Source organism: Geomonas diazotrophica (assembly GCF_019063885.1).
In the GTDB taxonomy this organism is placed as follows: Bacteria; Desulfobacterota; Desulfuromonadia; order Geobacterales; family Geobacteraceae; genus Geomonas; species Geomonas diazotrophica.
The window spans coordinates 3,819,909-3,835,654 of record NZ_CP077684.1 but is presented as its reverse complement, the minus strand read 5'-3'; the positions used below and the strand labels follow the sequence as shown (position 1 = coordinate 3,835,654).

Genomic DNA, 15,746 nt, shown 5'->3' with positions numbered 1-15,746 from the left:
GGGCCTTTCGGTAATCCGTGCTTAGCTTTCGCTACTTGATCTTGAACTTGTCTCTGGCGATCTTCGCCTCTTCCGATTTCGGGTGCTCATCCACCAGCTTCTTCAGGATGTAGGCGGCGCTCTTGCTGTCCCCCAGCTCCCTGAAGGCCATCCCCTGCTTCAGCATGGCGGCCGGTGCCTTCTCCTTGTCCGGGTAGTTCTTGATGACCTCCTGGAACTCCAGCACCGCCTGCTCGTAGTTCTTCTCCTGGTAGTAGCTCTCGCCGATCCAGTACTGGGCGTTGGCGGCCAGGCTGTGTTTGGGGTACTGCACGAGGAAGCTGGCGAAGAACTCGCGGGCCTTCGCCCCCTGTCCGGCCTTCAGGGCATCCTGCCCCTGCTGGTAGAGCTGCTCGGGGGACTTGAGCGCCGCTGCCGCCTTCGCCTGCTGCTCCTCGATCCCCTTCTCCAGCTTGGTCATGCGCGCCTCGAGCGCGGCCAGCCTCTTGTTCAGGTCTTCCTTCAAAAGGGCGATGTCGTCGGCCGGTTTCTGCGCCAGGATCCGCACGTCGTCGACCTTGCCGGTCAGAAGCTGCATGTCCACCCTGGCGCTCTCCAGGGTCGCCTGCAGGTCCGCCCCACCCTTGCGGATGGAGGCCATCTCCTTTTGGTACCCCGCCATGTCCGCCTGCAGCGCCTCCAGGCTCTGCCGGTACCCGGCCAGGGACTTCTCCACCCCTTCCTTCACCTCGCCGCGGACCTCGTTCAGTCCCCGGTCGAGCGTGAAGAGACGGTTCTTGATCTCATCGTTGTCGCGGCGCACAGACTCCAGATCGCTCTGGCTGGCACAGCCGAAAAAGGTCAGCAGAACCAGCGCTCCCAGCGCCCCCCTCGTAAACCACATGACAAAACCTCCTTTAAGGCCGGTCGATAAAAAAAGGAGCCCGTAGGCTCCTTTGGGCTGCGTGGCAAACCTCACTTCACGACGACGAATTCGTCCCTTCTGTTCTTGGCCCAGGCCGCCTCGTCGTGCCCGGCGTCGACCGGCTTCTCTTCGCCGTAGCTGATGGTGCTGATCCGCTCGGAGGAGATGCCCAGGTTCACCAGGTAGTCCTTGGCTGCCTTGGCCCTTCTCTCACCCAGCGCCATGTTGTAGTCGTCCGAGCCGCGCTCGTCGCAGTTCCCCTCGATGCGGATCTTGACCGACGGCTGCTTGCTCAGGTACTCCGCGTTCCTGGTGAGGAGGTTGCGCGAGTCCTCGGAAAGGTCGGAAGAATCGAAGTTGAAGTAGATCTTCTGCAACAGGCCCTGCAGGTCGCCCGACGCCTTGGGCGTCTCGCGGGCCGGCTCCTGCGCCACCACCGGCTCGCGCACCGGGGTCTGCTCGGTGACCGGCGCCTTGGGCGCTTCGGGTCTGGCTTCCTGGGCCGGCTTGGCTGCTTCGGGGGCGGGGGCCGTGACCGGGGGAGGCGGTTCTTCCTTCACCAGGTCCTTTTTGGCGCACCCTCCCGCTACCAGCGCTCCCAAACTTAGAACAACGAGGCATCCGGCGATTCTCTTGCGCATTCCCCACTCCTTTTGATCTATGGAATATGGATATCGTGGCTTACCGATGTCCCTTGAAAAAACGAATGGAAGTATACCCACCTTTTCCAGGTTAGGCAACGGCAATGCCTCGCCGTCACCAGTTCACCGACCAGGTCGGGTGGGTGTTCAGCGCCCGGTCCGGGGATATCCTGGTCTGTCCGCTGCCGTCGGCGCGCATCAGGTACAGCCCCTCGCCGCCGTCCCGGGTCGAGCTGAAGACGATGAAGCGCCCGTCTGGGGAGTAGCGCGGATGCTCGTTGCTCCCCGCGCTGGTCAACTGGGTGTCCCCGGAACCGTCTGGGTTGATGGCGTAGATCTGGAAGCCCCCTTCCTTGCGCGCGTAGACGATGCGGTCCCCTTTGGGCGACCAGCGCGGGGTGACGTTGTAGGCCCCGTTGCTGGTGAGACGCCTGAGGTTCCCGCCGTTGGCGTCCATCACGAAGAGCTGCGGCTTGCCCAGCCGGTCGGAGACGAAGGCGATCCGGGAGCCGTCGGGAGACCAGGCGGGGGAAACGTCGATGGCGTGGTTGTTGGTGAGGCGCGCCAGGTCCTTGCCGTTCCGGCTCATCTGGTAGATCTCGGAGTTGCCGTCCTTGGAGAGGACCAGGGCGATCTTGTTTCCGTCGGGGGAGAAAACCCCCATGGCGTTCAGGCCGCTTCGGGACGATACGCGCGCCTCCTGCCCGGTGAAGAGCTCACGCCGGTACAGGTCGGGGTTCCCCTTCTTGTAGGAGGTGTAGATGAGCTCCTTGCCCGAAGGGGCGAAGTCGGGGTAGAGGTTGATCGAGCCGTTGTTGGTGAGCCGCTGCGGGTTATGCCCGTCGTAATCCATGATGAAGATCTCCTTGTTGCCGGAGGCCTTGGAGACGTAGGCGATCTTCCCGGTGAAGGGGCCCTTCGCGCCGGTCAGCACGCGCAGCACCTCGTCGGAGAAGGCGTGCCCCATGCGGCGCAGGTCCTTCAGCCGGCCGCTGTAGCGCTTGGCGACCACCTCCCGGTTCAGCACCTGGTCCACCAGGCGGCACTCGATGATGGCCGTGTCGCCTTGGACGCCGTAGGCGCTTTTCAGAAGCAGCGCGCTGCCGACCTCGTTCGGGGCGATCTCGAAGGGGCCAGCGATACCGAGGTCGAACCCGAAGAGCTCGGGGAGCTCGCGCGCCACGTCGGCGGGAATGGAGCCGGAGAGCGCGGTCGTGGGTGCAATGGCCAGCTTCATCTTCCCGGAGGTCGGGGCGGTGACGTCGAGGTAACTCTCCGCCGCGAAACCCTGCGGGCCCAGAAGCAGTAACGACAGTAGCAGAAGGATTCTTATCATCTATTTCACCCCTTCAGGCATGAAGCGGAACACGCGTTTGTACTGCGAGCGGTTGGGCGGGGGCACCAGTGTCTTGCCTGCCAACGCCACTGCCCGTTGTACGGCCTCGTCGAAGAAGGGATCCCCCGACCCCTTTTCGACGCGGTAGTCGATGCTGCCGTCGGGAGCGACCGTGATGGTGGCGATCACCTGCGGCGCCTTGGTCTGCGTGGCGATGACCTGCTTGAGGGCGTCCCTGAGCCGGGACTGCAGGTACGAGGAATAGTCGCTCCCCGCCTGGTTCCCGGTCGCCCCGGGCATCCCGGTGCGGGCGCTCCCTTTCTTCCTGAGGGCGTCGATCGCAGCGGCCTGGCGCCGCTCTTCAGCCTTTTGCTGCAGCTTGGCCATCCGTTCGTTGAAGGCCCGGTCCTCGGCCTCTTTCTGCTGCTGTTCGGTTTTGGCCTGGGATTTGACGGGCGGCGTCTTCGCTGCGGGCTTGGTCGGCAGGGCCATGGCCGGCTTGGGCGCCGCTGGGGCTGGGGCCGGCGCGGCGGGTGCCTTGGCCTCGGCCGGCGCCGGGGCTTGCGGCATGCCGCTTTGCGGCGCAGCGACCGGCAGCGTCACCATGTCGACGTAGGTGACCGGAGATTCGTCCCGACGGAACTCAGGGAGGAAGTGCCAGTTGGCGATGATCAGGAACACGACCAGGTGGCAGACGAGGGAGAGCGCCAGCATCCCCCCCGGCTTCGGGTAGTTGCGCGTTAACGCGGTCTTCATCGGCGTTGCGGGGACTCCGTCACCATGCCCAGGCGCTCCACCCCGGCTCCCTTGATCTGGGCCATGACCCGGACCACGTCGCCGTAGGGGACCGCCTGGTCAGCCTTGAGGAACACCTCGCGCTTCTCGCGGCCGGCCAGCATGGTGTTCAGCTTGTCCTTCAACTGGTCGCCCGCGACCTCGGTGGAATTGATGAAGGTTTTACCGGACTGCTCGACGGAGACCACCAGGGTGTCCTCCTTGGGCGCCAGCGACTTGGTATCCGCCTTGGGGAGGTTGACCTGGACCCCCTGCTGCATCATCGGCGCGGTGACCATGAAGATGATCAAGAGCACCAGCATGACGTCGACCAGAGGTGTGACGTTTATCTGCGACATCGTGCCGCGATCGCCGTTTTCCCTGTTGCCGAACTCCATGGTTTATCTCCCCGCGAAGTTGCGCTGTACGATGTTGAGGAATTCGGTGGAGAAGCTGTCCATCTCCGAGATGAGCACCTTGATCTTGTGCTGGAAGTGGTTGTACCCCATGACGGCCGGGATGGCGGCGACGAGGCCGATCGCGGTGGCGATGAGCGCCTCGGCGATGCCCGGGGCGACGACCGCCAGGGACGCGGAGCCGCTCTGGCCGATCTTCTCGAAGGCGGTCATGATGCCCCAGACGGTGCCGAAGAGGCCGACGAACGGTGCGGTGGCGCCGGTGGTGGCCAGGAAGGTGAGGTATTTTTCCAGCCTGGTGATTTCGATGGTGGTGGCACGGCGCAGGGCGCGGGCGATGTTGTCGACCCCGCCGAGGTCGGTGCTGACGATGTTGGGATCAGCCTTCTCCTCGACCTTCTCCTGCAGTTTCCGCAGCTCGCCGTACCCCTCCTGGAACAGGACCGTGAGGGGGGAGTGCTCGAAGCGGTCCAGTTGCGAGTTGATGGCGTCGAAGCGCTTGGCTTTCCAGAAGAACTCGAGGAAGCGCTCGGAGGCGCCGTTGGCGCGGTACACCTGCAGCAGCTTGTAGAAGATGATGCCCCAGGAGACCACCGAGAAATAGAGCAACAGTAAAAGTACCAGTTTTACGACCAGGCCGGTCGAAGCAAGCATGCCCACGTGCAACCTCCGCGGTTAGATGGAAATCAAACTGGAAAAATATGCTGAACCCTTGGGGAAGTCAACAGGAAACACGTCTTAGTAGCACTCCGGCCTTCTGTCCTGGAAGCAGTTGATGCTCTGGCGCCAGGCGGTGATCTCGGCGGGATCGAGGAGCGCGGTCGGTTCGCAGTTTTCGTACCCCCCTTCGGCCAGGAGTTCCCCCTTGGGGTTGACGATCAGGGAGGAGCCGAAGAAGTCCAGCTTCCCGATCATCCCGCAGGTGTTGGTGGCGACCACGAAGAGCTGGTTTTCGATGGCGCGGGCACGGATCAGGGTGCGCCAATGCTCCTCGCGCGGCTTGGGCCATTCCCCGGTGATCACGATGATCTCGGCGCCGTCCACCGCGAGCCTGCGGGCAAGCTCGGGGAAGCGGAGGTCGTAGCAGATGATGACCCCGATCTTGCCGACGCTCGTGTCGAGCAGACAGACGGCATCGCCGCGGTCGAGGTGCCGGTCCTCGTGCATCAGGCCGAAGAGGTGCATCTTTCGGTAGCTTCCCGCGAGCTTGCCGCGGTCGGCGACGTAGGCGGTGTTGTAGACCTTCTCGCCGTGCGGTTCCGGCAGGCTGCCGATGACGGTCATGGCGAACTCTCCGGAAAGGGCCAGGATGCGCTCCACGAGGGCCGGGGTCTGCAGGGCCAGCTGGTTCAACTGACGGTAGTCGAAGCCGCAGCTCCACATCTCCGGCAGTACCGCGAGCTCCACGCCATCTGCGGCGAGCCGGCGCAGTTTCTCGGTGACGTACGCGAGGTTCTTGTCGATGTCCCCCAGCGCTATGTTGAACTGCAGCGCGGCGGCCTTGATGCTCTTCTGCATGTCCCCTCCTGATTGAACTGGGTGCCTGCTCTAGGGCGATTGATCATGCGCCCCCTCTGCTGCGTCTTTGTCCCTTTTTGCCATTGTCAGTGACAAGGCGCCGACGGCTGGGCAAATATTTATTTGCCCCTACGGCGGTGGACGGCCATCTGCACGTAGGGGCGAATGATCATTCGCCCTGTCCGATCTCCCCTTAGCGCCACCCTGGTTGACCCCTCCGCGAAGGGAAGGAAGCTGACGAAGTTCGGAGTGTAATATTCATCCCGGGGAATTTCAAGCATCTTCGTACAGTTGCGGCGCTTTTACGTGACAAGAAGAGACGGGATCTGCTAGAACGTTAGCTGGCGGGTAAAGGAGCGCTGCAGCCATGAGAGCAGGTCTATATATACACTTCCCCTTCTGCCTGAAAAAATGCCTGTACTGCGACTTCAACTCCACCGCCTGGTCGGGGGACGAACTTTCCGGGTACGTGGAGCTGTTGCTGCGCGAGATGGAGCTGCGCCACGAGGCGCTGGCGGAGCCGGTGCAGACGCCCACCCTCTACTTCGGCGGCGGTACGCCGTCGCTCATGGCGCCGGTGCTGGTGGGGCGACTGATCGAGCAGGCGGCGCTCCGCTTCGGGCTCGAAGGTGACGCCGAGGTGACCCTGGAGGCGAACCCGGGTACGCTGACACCGGAGCGGCTCTCCGGCTACCGGGCCGCCGGGGTGAACCGCCTGTCGCTGGGGATCCAGTCCTTCGAGGAGCGCCTGCTGCAGAGGCTCGGGCGGGCGCACACCGTGCCCCAGGCGCTCGCGGCCTTCGATCAGGCGCGCCGGGCGGGATTCGACAACGTGAGCATCGACCTGATGCACTCCCTCCCCGGGCAATCCCTGGACGACTGGCGCGCCGCACTCGGCCAGGGGATCGCGCTCGCCCCCGAGCACGTCTCCGCCTACGCGCTCTCCGTCGAGGAGGGCACCCCCTTCGAAAGGCTCTACGACCGGGGAGAGCTGATCCTGCCGGGGGAGGAGGAGGCCGCCCGGATGTTCGAGACCACCGCCGAGCTCCTCACCGGCGCCGGCTACCTCCATTACGAGATCTCCAACTTTGGCAGGCCCGGGCGCTTTTCCCGCCACAACCAGTCCTACTGGAGCCGGTTAAGCTACCTCGGATTCGGCTCCGGCGCGCATTCCTTCTGGAATCCCGACGGCCTGGGGCGCCGCTGGAACAACGCCGCCGACCTCGACGACTACCGCGCTGCGATCACCGCCCACCTCCTCCCCGAGCGGGAGCCGGTAGAGCTCTCCCTGGAGGACGCCGTCTCCGAGAGCTTCTTCCTGGGGCTTAGGGTGCTGACCGGGCTCGAACTTTCCCCTCTCAAGGCCGCCTTCGGCGAAGAGGCGCTGGCCGGCCGGCTGGCGCAGGTGGACGAGCTGCTGCGGGCGGGGCTCCTGGTCGCTGACGGGGAGCGCATCCGTCTCGCCGACCGCTCGGTAATCATCGCCAACAGCATCTTCTCCCGCTTTCTGTAAAACCGCTTTTATATCGCCAGAGAACCCCTTGACAAAGCAAAGGTGCGTTGCTAACTTGAAGCTCGTTTAGCACTCGAACTTTTTGAGTGCTAAACGCTTTTGAGGACCAAGGCTATGGAAGAGCAACTTTCCGAACGAGGCAAACGCATCCTCGAGGCGGTCATCGAGGATTACATAACGACCGCCGAACCAGTGGGGAGCCGGACCATTACCCGCAGCCACGCGCTGGCGCTTTCGCCGGCCACCGTGCGCAACGTCATGTCCGACCTGGAGGAGATGGGGCTTTTGACCTCGCCGCACACCTCCGCCGGCCGCATCCCCACCGACAAGGCCTACCGCCTCTACGTCAATTCGATCCTGGAGGCGAAGCAGAACCTCACCGCGGGCAAGCGCGAAGAGATCCGCAGGCACTGCCGCATGGCGGGCAAGGATCCCGCCCAGGTGCTCAAGGAGGCGAGCCGGCTCCTTTCCACCACCTCGAGCTACATGGGGGTGGTGATGGCGCCGCGCATGGCGGCCAACGTCTTCCACCAGATGGAATTCGTGAAGCTGTCCAGCCACCGCATCCTGGCCATCCTGGTATCGCAGAACGGGACGGTACAGAACCGGCTTTTGGAAACGGAGGAGGAGATCCCGCAGGAGGACCTGGTCCGCATGGCCAACTACCTGAACGGGATGCTGCAGGGGCTGACCATCGCCCAGGTGCGGGAGCGGCTCTTGGCGGAGTTGCAGAGCGAGAAGGTCCGCTACGATTCGCTGATGGCGAAGGCGATCGCGCTTTCCGAGCAGACCATCAGGACCGACAGCACCGAGATCTTCCTGGAGGGGCAGGCGAACATCCTGGACCAGCCCGAATTCGCCGACGCCGCCAAGATGCGTGAGATTTTCCGGGCCTTCGAGAAGAAGAGCCTCCTTTTGGACCTGCTGGACCGCTCCATGCAGGCCGAAGGGGTGCAGATCTTCATCGGCTCCGAGTCGCCCCTGCTCAAGGTTGAGGGGATGAGTCTGGTCACCTCCACCTACCTCACCGGCAAGGACACGGTCGGGGTGCTGGGGGTCATCGGCCCGACCCGGATGGGCTACGGCCGGGTGATACCGATCGTCGATTATACGGCCAAACTGATCAGCCGCCTGCTCGAAACCGAGTAGCGCGAGAAAAGGAGAGTACAAAGGGATGGACAAGAAAAAACACGATGCGCACCAGCACGACAAGAAGGCGGAGGGGGCGCAGGACCACGTGGAGCTCGCGCAGCCGCTGTCCGATGCGGATCGGATCAAGGAACTCGAAGAAGCCCTGGCCGCCAAGGGGCTGGAGTCGGCGAGCAACTGGGACAAGTACCTGCGCGAGCGCGCCGACCTGGAGAATTACCGGAAGCGGGTGCAAAAGGAGAAGGAAGAGATCCTGAAGTACGGCAACGAGCAGATCGTCCTGGAACTTCTCCCCTCACTAGACAACCTGGAGCGTGCCATAGACCACGCCAGCGAGGATGATCCCATCGTCGAGGGGGTGAAGCTCACCCTGAACATGCTGGTCTCCACCCTGAAGAAGTTCGGCGTGACGGCGCTGGAGACTCCGCCGGGCACCCCGTTCGACCCCGCCTTTCACCAGGCGATGACCCAGGTGCCGAGCGAGGAGCAGGAGCCGAACACCATCGTGAACGTGTTCCAGAAGGGGTACCTCTTGAACGACCGGCTGCTGCGCCCGGCCATGGTCACCGTCGCCGTTAAGCCTGCGGCTTAGAGGCGGATTGAGATAAAGATCAAGATTTAGAGGGAGCTTTTACTTAGTCTTGATCTTTGTCTTTATCTTTTTTTCACCCCGCCCCTTGTTTTTTGCTGGGGGCATGACTAGCTTGCTGAGTGACAGTTACCATATGAGGAGGCAAACACATGAGTAGAGTAATAGGAATCGACCTCGGGACCACCAACTCCTGCGTCGCAGTGATGGAAGGTGGGGAGCCGGTTGTCATAGCGAACGCAGAGGGAAGCCGTACCACCCCTTCCATGATCGCTTTCGCCGAGAACGGCGAGCGGCTGGTGGGCCAGCAGGCCAAGCGCCAGGCGGTCACCAACCCCGAGAACACCCTGTACGCCATCAAGCGCCTCATCGGGCGCAAGTACGATACCGAGGCGGTCAAGAAGGACATCGCCATCTCCCCGTTCAAGATCGTCAAGGCCGATAACGCCGACGCGTGGGTCGAGGTGCGCGGTCAGAAATACTCTCCCCCCGAGATCTCGGCGATGGTGCTGATGAAGATGAAGAAGACCGCCGAGGACTACCTCGGTGAGACCGTCACCGACGCGGTCATCACCGTCCCGGCTTACTTCGACGACTCCCAGCGCCAGGCCACCAAGGACGCCGGCAAGATCGCCGGTCTGAACGTCCTGCGCATCATCAACGAGCCGACCGCGGCGGCACTCGCCTACGGCCTGGACAAGAAGAAGGACGAGAAGATCGCCGTGTTCGACCTGGGCGGCGGCACCTTCGACGTCTCCATCCTGGAACTGGGCGAAGGGGTCTTCGAGGTGAAGTCCACCAACGGCGACACCTTCCTGGGGGGCGAGGACTTCGACCAGAAGATCATCGACTACATCGCCGACGAGTTCAAGAAGGACCAGGGGATCGACCTCAGGGGCGACAAGATGGCGCTGCAGAGGCTGAAAGAGGCGGGCGAGAAGGCGAAATGCGAGCTCTCCACCTCGCTTGAGACCGACATCAACCTCCCGTTCATCACCGCCGACGCTTCCGGTCCGAAGCACCTGACCATGAAGCTGACCCGCGCCAAGCTCGAGTCCATCTGCGCCGACCTGATCGCGAAACTCGAAGGCCCCTGCCGCACGGCCCTCAGGGACGCCGGCCTCTCCGCCTCCGACATCGACGAGGTCATCCTCGTTGGGGGCATGACCCGCATGCCGATCGTGCAGAAGAAGGTGCAGGACATCTTCGGCAAGGTCCCCAACCGCGGCGTCAACCCGGACGAGGTGGTCGCCATCGGCGCAGCCATCCAGGGCGGCGTTCTGCGCGGCGACGTGAAGGACGTGCTTCTCCTCGACGTCACCCCGCTCTCCCTGGGCATCGAGACCCTGGGCGGCGTGATGACCAAGCTGATCGACAAGAACTCCACCATCCCGTGCCGCAAGTCCCAGGTGTTCTCCACCGCTGCCGACAACCAGCCGGCGGTTTCCATCCACGTCCTGCAGGGCGAGCGCGAGATGGCGGCGGACAACAAGACACTGGGCAACTTCGAGCTCTCCGGGATCCCGGCCGCGCCGCGTGGCGTGCCCCAGATCGAGGTGACCTTCGACATCGACGCCAACGGCATCGTCCACGTCTCCGCGAAAGACCTCGGCACCGGCAAGGAGCAGTCCATCCGCATCACCGCCTCCTCCGGCCTCTCCAAGGAGGAAGTGGAGAAGATGGTGCGCGACGCCGAGGCGCATGCCGCCGACGACAAGAAGAAGCGCGAGCTGATCGAGGCGAAGAACCAGGGGGACAACCTGGTTTACTCCACCGAGAAGTCCCTGAAGGAATTCGGCGACAAGATCGACGCCTCCGAGAAGCAGAAGATCGAGGAAGGGATCGCGGCCCTCAAAAAGGCGCTGGAAGGAAGCGACGCCGACGAGATCAAGAAGGCGAGCGAGACCCTGATGCAGGCCTCCCACAAGCTGGCCGAGGCGGTCTATGCCAAGGCGCAGGCCGCGGGCGCCGAGGGTGCCGAGCCGCAGGCCGAGCCGGAAGCGGGCGGAGCCGCCAAGGGCGAGAAGGTGGTCGACGCCGACTTCGAGGAAGTGAAGGATGACAAGAAGTAAGAAAGGGTTGCAAAGCGGGGCCTCTTTGGTAGAAGATGGCGCTGCATGTAGAAAATGACAACCGCAACGGGCAGCGTCTCATGAGATGGGGCGCTGCTCTTTGTGTTACGAGGGCATACTTTGGCAAACGGTGAAAAACAGGATTACTACGAACTGCTCGAGGTGAACAAAAACGCCTCCGAGACGGAGATCAAGAAGGCGTATCGGCGCCTGGCCATCAAGTACCACCCGGACAAGAACCCGGGTGACAAGAGCGCCGAGGACAAGTTCAAGGAGGTCTCCGAGGCCTACGAGGTGCTCTCCGACCCCGAGAAACGTGCGCGCTACGACCAGTTCGGGCACGCCGGCATGGGGGGCGGCGGCTTCAACGGTTCCCCCTTCGGCGGTTTCGGCGGTTCCCCCTTCGGGGACATCTTCGGCGACATCTTCGGGGAGGTGTTCGGCGGACGCCAGAAGACCTCGCGCGGCAAGCGGGGCGACGACCTGCAGTACAACCTGGAGATCAACTTCGAGGAGGCCGCTTTCGGGGTCGAGAAGAAGATCGACATTCCCTACGCCAAACGCTGCGAGACGTGCGGCGGTTCCGGCGCCAAGGCCGGCACCCAGCCGAAGACCTGCCCCACCTGCCAGGGGGCGGGCCAGATGCGGTTCCAGCAGGGCTTCTTCAGCGTTTCCAAGACCTGCTCGCACTGCAACGGCGAGGGGCGCGTGGTTGAGCATCCCTGCCCGAGCTGCCGCGGCACCGGTACGGTCCGCGACAAGAAGACCATCTCGGTAAAGGTCCCCGCAGGGGTCGAGACCGGCATCCGTCTCAAGCTCTCCGGCGAAGGGGGGCAGGGGATCAAGGGGGGCGCCAACGGCGACCTCTACGTGGCGCTCACGGTGCGCGAGCATTCCCTCTTCCGGCGCGAGGACAACGACGTCCTGTGCGAGATCCCGATCAGCTTCACCCAGGCGGCCCTTGGCTGCGAGATCGAGGTGCCCACGCTGGACGGCAAGGTGAACATGAAGATTCCCGAGGGTACCCAGTCCGGCGCCGTCTTCAGGATGCGCGGCAAGGGGGTCCCGGCGCTGCAGGGGTATGGGCGCGGCGACCACCTGGTCATCGCCAAGGTAGAGACCCCGATCAACCTGAACAAGCAGCAGCGCGAACTCCTGGAGGAGCTGGCGCGCATCAGCGGTGAGGACGTGAACCCGATGCGCAAGAACTTCTTCTCCAAGGTGATGGACATATTCACTTGATAAGAAAGCTCAACCGGTGCGCGGCGGTACTTTCGGCCATTGTTTTCCTGGTCGCCCGTCCCGCGCCGGCCCTGAGCTCCCCGGCCCAGGCGACGCTGCTTGCCGATGCCTCCTACTCGGGGGCGCTCAAGGAGCGGATTCGCGGGGCCCAAAGGCGCATCATCTGCGCCTTTTACCTTTTCAAGGCCACCGACCGCAGGGGGAACCTCCCCGCCGCGATCGCGCAGGACCTGGCGCAGGCCAGGGCACGCGGGGTGGAGGTCACCGTGATCCTGGAGGGCGAGGATTCTGTGGGGCGCGACAACCGCGCCGCCGCCGGGTACCTGGCACGCAAAGGGGTGCGGGTGCGGTTCACGCGCGACCGGCGCACCACGCATGCCAAGGCCGTGGTCATCGACGACCGTTTCGTCATAATCGGGAGCCACAATCTCTCCCACGCCGCGCTGACCAGAAACCGTGAGCTCTCGGTGCTCCTGGACGCGCCGGAACTGGCAGCGCAGGTGACGCGGTACCTCGAGGGGATCAGGTAGGGCGGACGAGTCGGATCGGGTCCGATATGGGGACAAAGGCGGGCGAATGATTATTCGCCCCTACAGGTCGCCCGGATCACGGCAGCACCTCTTTTCCAAGCATCCTGAGCCCTTGTGATCATCCCCAGTGGAGGGCTCCATCACTGTAGGGGCGAATAACCACTCGCCCAGCGCTCTCGCCTCCTATACGTTCGTTGCCATCACGAAAGCCGCAGCATCACCGTCGTCCACCTCCTTACAAGGAGTAGCAACCTTGCGTAACCGTCGGCACGTTTCACTGAAGAAGCTCTTCTCCCCCGTTCTCCTCGTTCTTCTCCTGGCACTCGGCTGCGCCGTTTCCGCCCACGCCTCCATCGCGACCTATCCGGAACTCCCGACTGGCTACACCTCCATCCGGGTCTTCGACGGACAGCAGCGCTACGTCGGGCGCATCCTCCCCACCCAGCGCTACTGGGTCTCCATCGACCGGATCCCGCTCTTTCTGCGCAAGGCACTGGTTGCCACCGAGGACGCCCGTTTCTACGAGCACGGGGGGATCGACGTGCGGGGCATCGCCCGGGCCCTGGTGAAGGACGTGGTGAAGGGCCGGCTCGCCGAGGGGGGCTCCACCATCACCCAGCAGCTGATCAAGAACAAGTTCCTGAGCGGCGAGAAGTCGATCGACCGCAAGGTGAAGGAAGTGCAGCTCGCCATGGACTTCGAGAAGAAGTACACCAAGGACCAGATCCTGGAGATGTACTTCAACGAGATCTACTTCGGCAACGGCGCCTGGGGGATCGCGCAGGCGGCGCGGCAGTACTTCGACAAGAACCCGGAAGAGCTGACCGAGGCGGAGTGCTCGCTCTTGGCGGGGGTGCCCAAGAACCCGGGGCGCTACAACCCGCTTGGGGACCAGGCCAGGGTGAGCGCGCGCCGCAGCGTCGTTCTGGCCCGCATGGTCGCGGTGAAGATGATCACGCCGCAGCAGAAACGGGCCATCGAGGCCCATCCCGCCACGGTGATCAAGCCGGGGCAGGCGCAGGGGTACCTCGACCTGGTGCGCAGACAGCTCGTGGAGCGCTACGGGGCGCACATCGTGGAGCAGGGTGGGCTGGACGTGATCTCGGCCATGGACGTGAACCTGCAAAAGCAGGCGGAGCAGGTGCTGCGCGACGGCGTGAAGAAGGTGAACCCGAACCTGCAGGGTGCGCTCATCTGCATGGATCTGAAGACGGGTGACATCCTGGCCGCGGTGGGGGGCGTGGACAACGCCAAGGGGGGCTTCAACCGGGCCTTCTCGGCCAAGCGCCAGCCCGGCTCCGCCATCAAGCCGCTCATCTTCGCCGCGGCCCTGGAGCAGGGGTACACCCCGGCGAGCCTCCTGGACGACACCCCGGTAGCCTACAACAAGGGGAACGGCCAGACCTGGCGGCCGCACAACTACGAGAAGAAGAGCTTCGGCGAGCTGTCGCTTAGGCAGGCGCTGGCCCACTCCAACAACGTGATCACCGTGAAGCTGCTGGAATCGCTCGGGGTGAACAACTTCGTCACCTTCGCCGGGCGCCTGGGACTTTCCCTGCGCACCCCCAACGACCTCTCCCTCGCCCTGGGTACCGACGAGGTCACCCTGAACGACCTGGTCTCCGCCTACTCCCCTCTCGCCAACGGGGGCATGCGCAGCGAGGGGCGCACCATCATCCGGGTCTACGACCGCAACCGCAAGAGCTGGAACGAGAATCCGTCGCAGGTGACCCCGGTGCTCTCTCCTGCCACCGCGTTTGTCACCACCACCATGATGAAGGACGTCCTGACCTACGGGACCGCCAAGGGGCTGAAGAACTTCAGCCGCCAGCGCCCCGCCGCCGGAAAGACCGGCACCACCGACGACTACCGCGATGCGTGGTTCGTTGGGTACACGCCGCAGCTGATCACCGGGGTCTGGGTGGGGTACGACAAGCCGAAGCCGGGGGGAAGGGGTTTTACCGGCGGCGTGGTCTCAGCGCCGATCTGGGAGAAGTTCATGCGTAGCGCCAGCGCCGGTAAGCCCGCGCTGGACTTCACCAGGCCCGAAGGTGTGGTCACGGTCAGCATCGATCCCTCCACCGGCCAGTTGGCCACCCCCGAATGCCCGACCACAAAGGAAGAGGACTTCATCGCCGGGACAGAGCCGACCAGCTACTGCTCCAAGCACGGCGGCGACGCGATGCCGCCGGCCGCGCCGGCTCAGCCGGCTCAGCCGACTCAGCCGACTCAGCCGACTCAGCCGGGTGCCTCCGGCCCCGGCAACGAGGCGCCTGCCAAGGAACCTGCCGAGGGGGGCGAGGGGACCGATGGCGCTGCGGGAGAATTGATGCGTTAGGCGGGGGGGGCGATCTCGGAGGCGTAGTAGTGCCGGATCGGCTTCAGGTCGTTGTCCAGTTCGTACACCAGCGGCGTGCCGGTAGGGATCTCCAGGTTGATGATGTCCGAGTCCGAAACCCGGTCCAGGTACTTGATGAGGCCGCGCAGGCTGTTGCCGTGAGCTACGATGAGCGGGCGGCGGCTTTCCCGCAGGGCCGGGACGATCACCTGCTGCCAGCAGGGAAGCACCCGCTCCACGGTGTCCTGCAGGCACTCTGTCCTCGGAACCAGGTGCGGCGGGAGTGAGGCGTAACGCGGGTCGCGGCCGGGGTAGCGCTGGTCGCCCTCGCCGAGCGCGGGGGGGCGCACATGGTAACTGCGCCGCCAGAGCTTCACCTGCTCCTCCCCGTACTTCTCGGCGGTCTGCGCCTTGTTCAGTCCCTGCAGCGCGCCGTAGTGCCTCTCGTTGAGGCGCCAGTCCTTGCATTCCTCGATCCACATCAGGTCCATCTCGCGCAGGATGAGCCAGAGCGTCCCGATGGCCCGTCGCAGCACCGAGGTGAAGGCGACGTCGAAGACGAATCCCTTCTCCTTCAAAAGCCGTCCCGCGTTCCTGCTTTCCTCCTCGCCCTGCGGGGAGAGTTCCACGTCGGTCCAGCCGGTGAACAGGTTTTCCTTGTTCCAGACGCTCTCGCCATGTCGGACCAGCACCAGTTGCTGCATGAGCTCACCTCCTGTCCGCT

The 15,746-nt window shown here is 64.0% G+C and carries 15 protein-coding genes; 7 read left to right on the top strand and 8 right to left on the bottom strand.

Features of this window, described 5'->3' with window-relative positions; all coding sequences use genetic code 11:
• Nucleotides 1-31: 31 nt before the first annotated feature.
• The 7 genes from ybgF to KP003_RS16920 form a co-directional block, all read right to left on the bottom strand.
• On the bottom strand, nt 32-883 hold the full coding sequence (ybgF, locus tag KP003_RS16950) for a tol-pal system protein YbgF (RefSeq protein WP_216497611.1): 852 nt from the start codon (nt 881-883) through the stop codon (nt 32-34).
• Nucleotides 884-954: 71 nt separating this feature from the next.
• Nucleotides 955-1,545, bottom strand: coding sequence for a peptidoglycan-associated lipoprotein Pal (gene pal / locus KP003_RS16945; RefSeq protein WP_216497612.1), 591 nt, complete (start codon nt 1,543-1,545; stop codon nt 955-957).
• 115 nt (nt 1,546-1,660) lie between these two features.
• On the bottom strand, nt 1,661-2,881 hold the full coding sequence (gene tolB, locus KP003_RS16940; RefSeq protein WP_216497613.1) for a Tol-Pal system beta propeller repeat protein TolB: 1,221 nt from the start codon (nt 2,879-2,881) through the stop codon (nt 1,661-1,663).
• Nucleotides 2,882-3,637 (bottom strand): energy transducer TonB, encoded by a 756-nt coding sequence (locus KP003_RS16935; protein ID WP_216497614.1) that lies wholly within the window; start codon nt 3,635-3,637, stop codon nt 2,882-2,884.
• A complete protein-coding gene (tolR, locus tag KP003_RS16930) occupies nt 3,634-4,053 on the bottom strand; it encodes a protein TolR (protein WP_216497615.1) in 420 nt (139 codons plus the stop codon). The genes KP003_RS16935 and tolR overlap by 4 nt, the downstream gene beginning before the upstream one ends.
• 3 nt (nt 4,054-4,056) lie before the next feature.
• Nucleotides 4,057-4,731, bottom strand: a complete 675-nt coding sequence (gene tolQ / locus KP003_RS16925) for a protein TolQ (RefSeq protein WP_216497616.1) — start codon at nt 4,729-4,731, stop codon at nt 4,057-4,059.
• Between the two features lie 78 nt (nt 4,732-4,809).
• Nucleotides 4,810-5,589, bottom strand: a complete 780-nt coding sequence (locus KP003_RS16920) for a carbon-nitrogen family hydrolase (RefSeq protein WP_216497617.1) — start codon at nt 5,587-5,589, stop codon at nt 4,810-4,812.
• A 367-nt stretch (nt 5,590-5,956) separates the two neighbouring features.
• Between KP003_RS16920 and hemW the strand changes: the two genes are divergently transcribed.
• The 7 genes from hemW to KP003_RS16885 all read left to right on the top strand — a co-directional run bounded on the left by hemW (nt 5,957) and on the right by KP003_RS16885 (nt 15,022).
• Entirely contained in the window at nt 5,957-7,102 is a 1,146-nt protein-coding gene (gene hemW, locus KP003_RS16915; RefSeq protein WP_217299989.1) for a radical SAM family heme chaperone HemW, read from the top strand.
• Nucleotides 7,103-7,216: 114 nt separating this feature from the next.
• Nucleotides 7,217-8,251 (top strand): heat-inducible transcriptional repressor HrcA, encoded by a 1,035-nt coding sequence (gene hrcA, locus KP003_RS16910; protein WP_216497619.1) that lies wholly within the window; start codon nt 7,217-7,219, stop codon nt 8,249-8,251.
• Between the two features lie 25 nt (nt 8,252-8,276).
• Nucleotides 8,277-8,843, top strand: coding sequence for a nucleotide exchange factor GrpE (grpE, locus tag KP003_RS16905; protein ID WP_216497620.1), 567 nt, complete (start codon nt 8,277-8,279; stop codon nt 8,841-8,843).
• Between the two features lie 149 nt (nt 8,844-8,992).
• Nucleotides 8,993-10,912: a molecular chaperone DnaK gene (gene dnaK, locus KP003_RS16900; protein ID WP_216497621.1), complete on the top strand. Its 1,920-nt coding sequence runs from the start codon at nt 8,993-8,995 to the stop codon at nt 10,910-10,912.
• A gap of 120 nt (nt 10,913-11,032) precedes the next feature.
• Nucleotides 11,033-12,154 carry a molecular chaperone DnaJ gene (gene dnaJ / locus KP003_RS16895; protein WP_216497622.1) on the top strand — a complete coding sequence of 374 codons (1,122 nt, stop codon included), beginning with the start codon at nt 11,033-11,035 and terminating at the stop codon, nt 12,152-12,154.
• The gene (locus KP003_RS16890) at nt 12,151-12,684 is read left to right on the top strand and encodes a phospholipase D-like domain-containing protein (RefSeq protein ID WP_216497623.1); all 534 of its coding nucleotides are present in this window, start codon (nt 12,151-12,153) and stop codon (nt 12,682-12,684) included. Before dnaJ ends, KP003_RS16890 begins: the two co-directional genes overlap by 4 nt.
• 253 nt (nt 12,685-12,937) lie before the next feature.
• Nucleotides 12,938-15,022, top strand: a complete 2,085-nt coding sequence (locus KP003_RS16885) for a penicillin-binding protein 1A (RefSeq protein WP_217299988.1) — start codon at nt 12,938-12,940, stop codon at nt 15,020-15,022.
• Here the strand turns inward: KP003_RS16885 and gpmA are convergent.
• Nucleotides 15,019-15,726: a 2,3-diphosphoglycerate-dependent phosphoglycerate mutase gene (gpmA, locus tag KP003_RS16880; RefSeq protein WP_216497625.1), complete on the bottom strand. Its 708-nt coding sequence runs from the start codon at nt 15,724-15,726 to the stop codon at nt 15,019-15,021. The two genes, KP003_RS16885 and gpmA, sit on opposite strands and share 4 nt — an antisense overlap.
• Between the last annotated feature and the right edge of the window lie 20 nt (nt 15,727-15,746).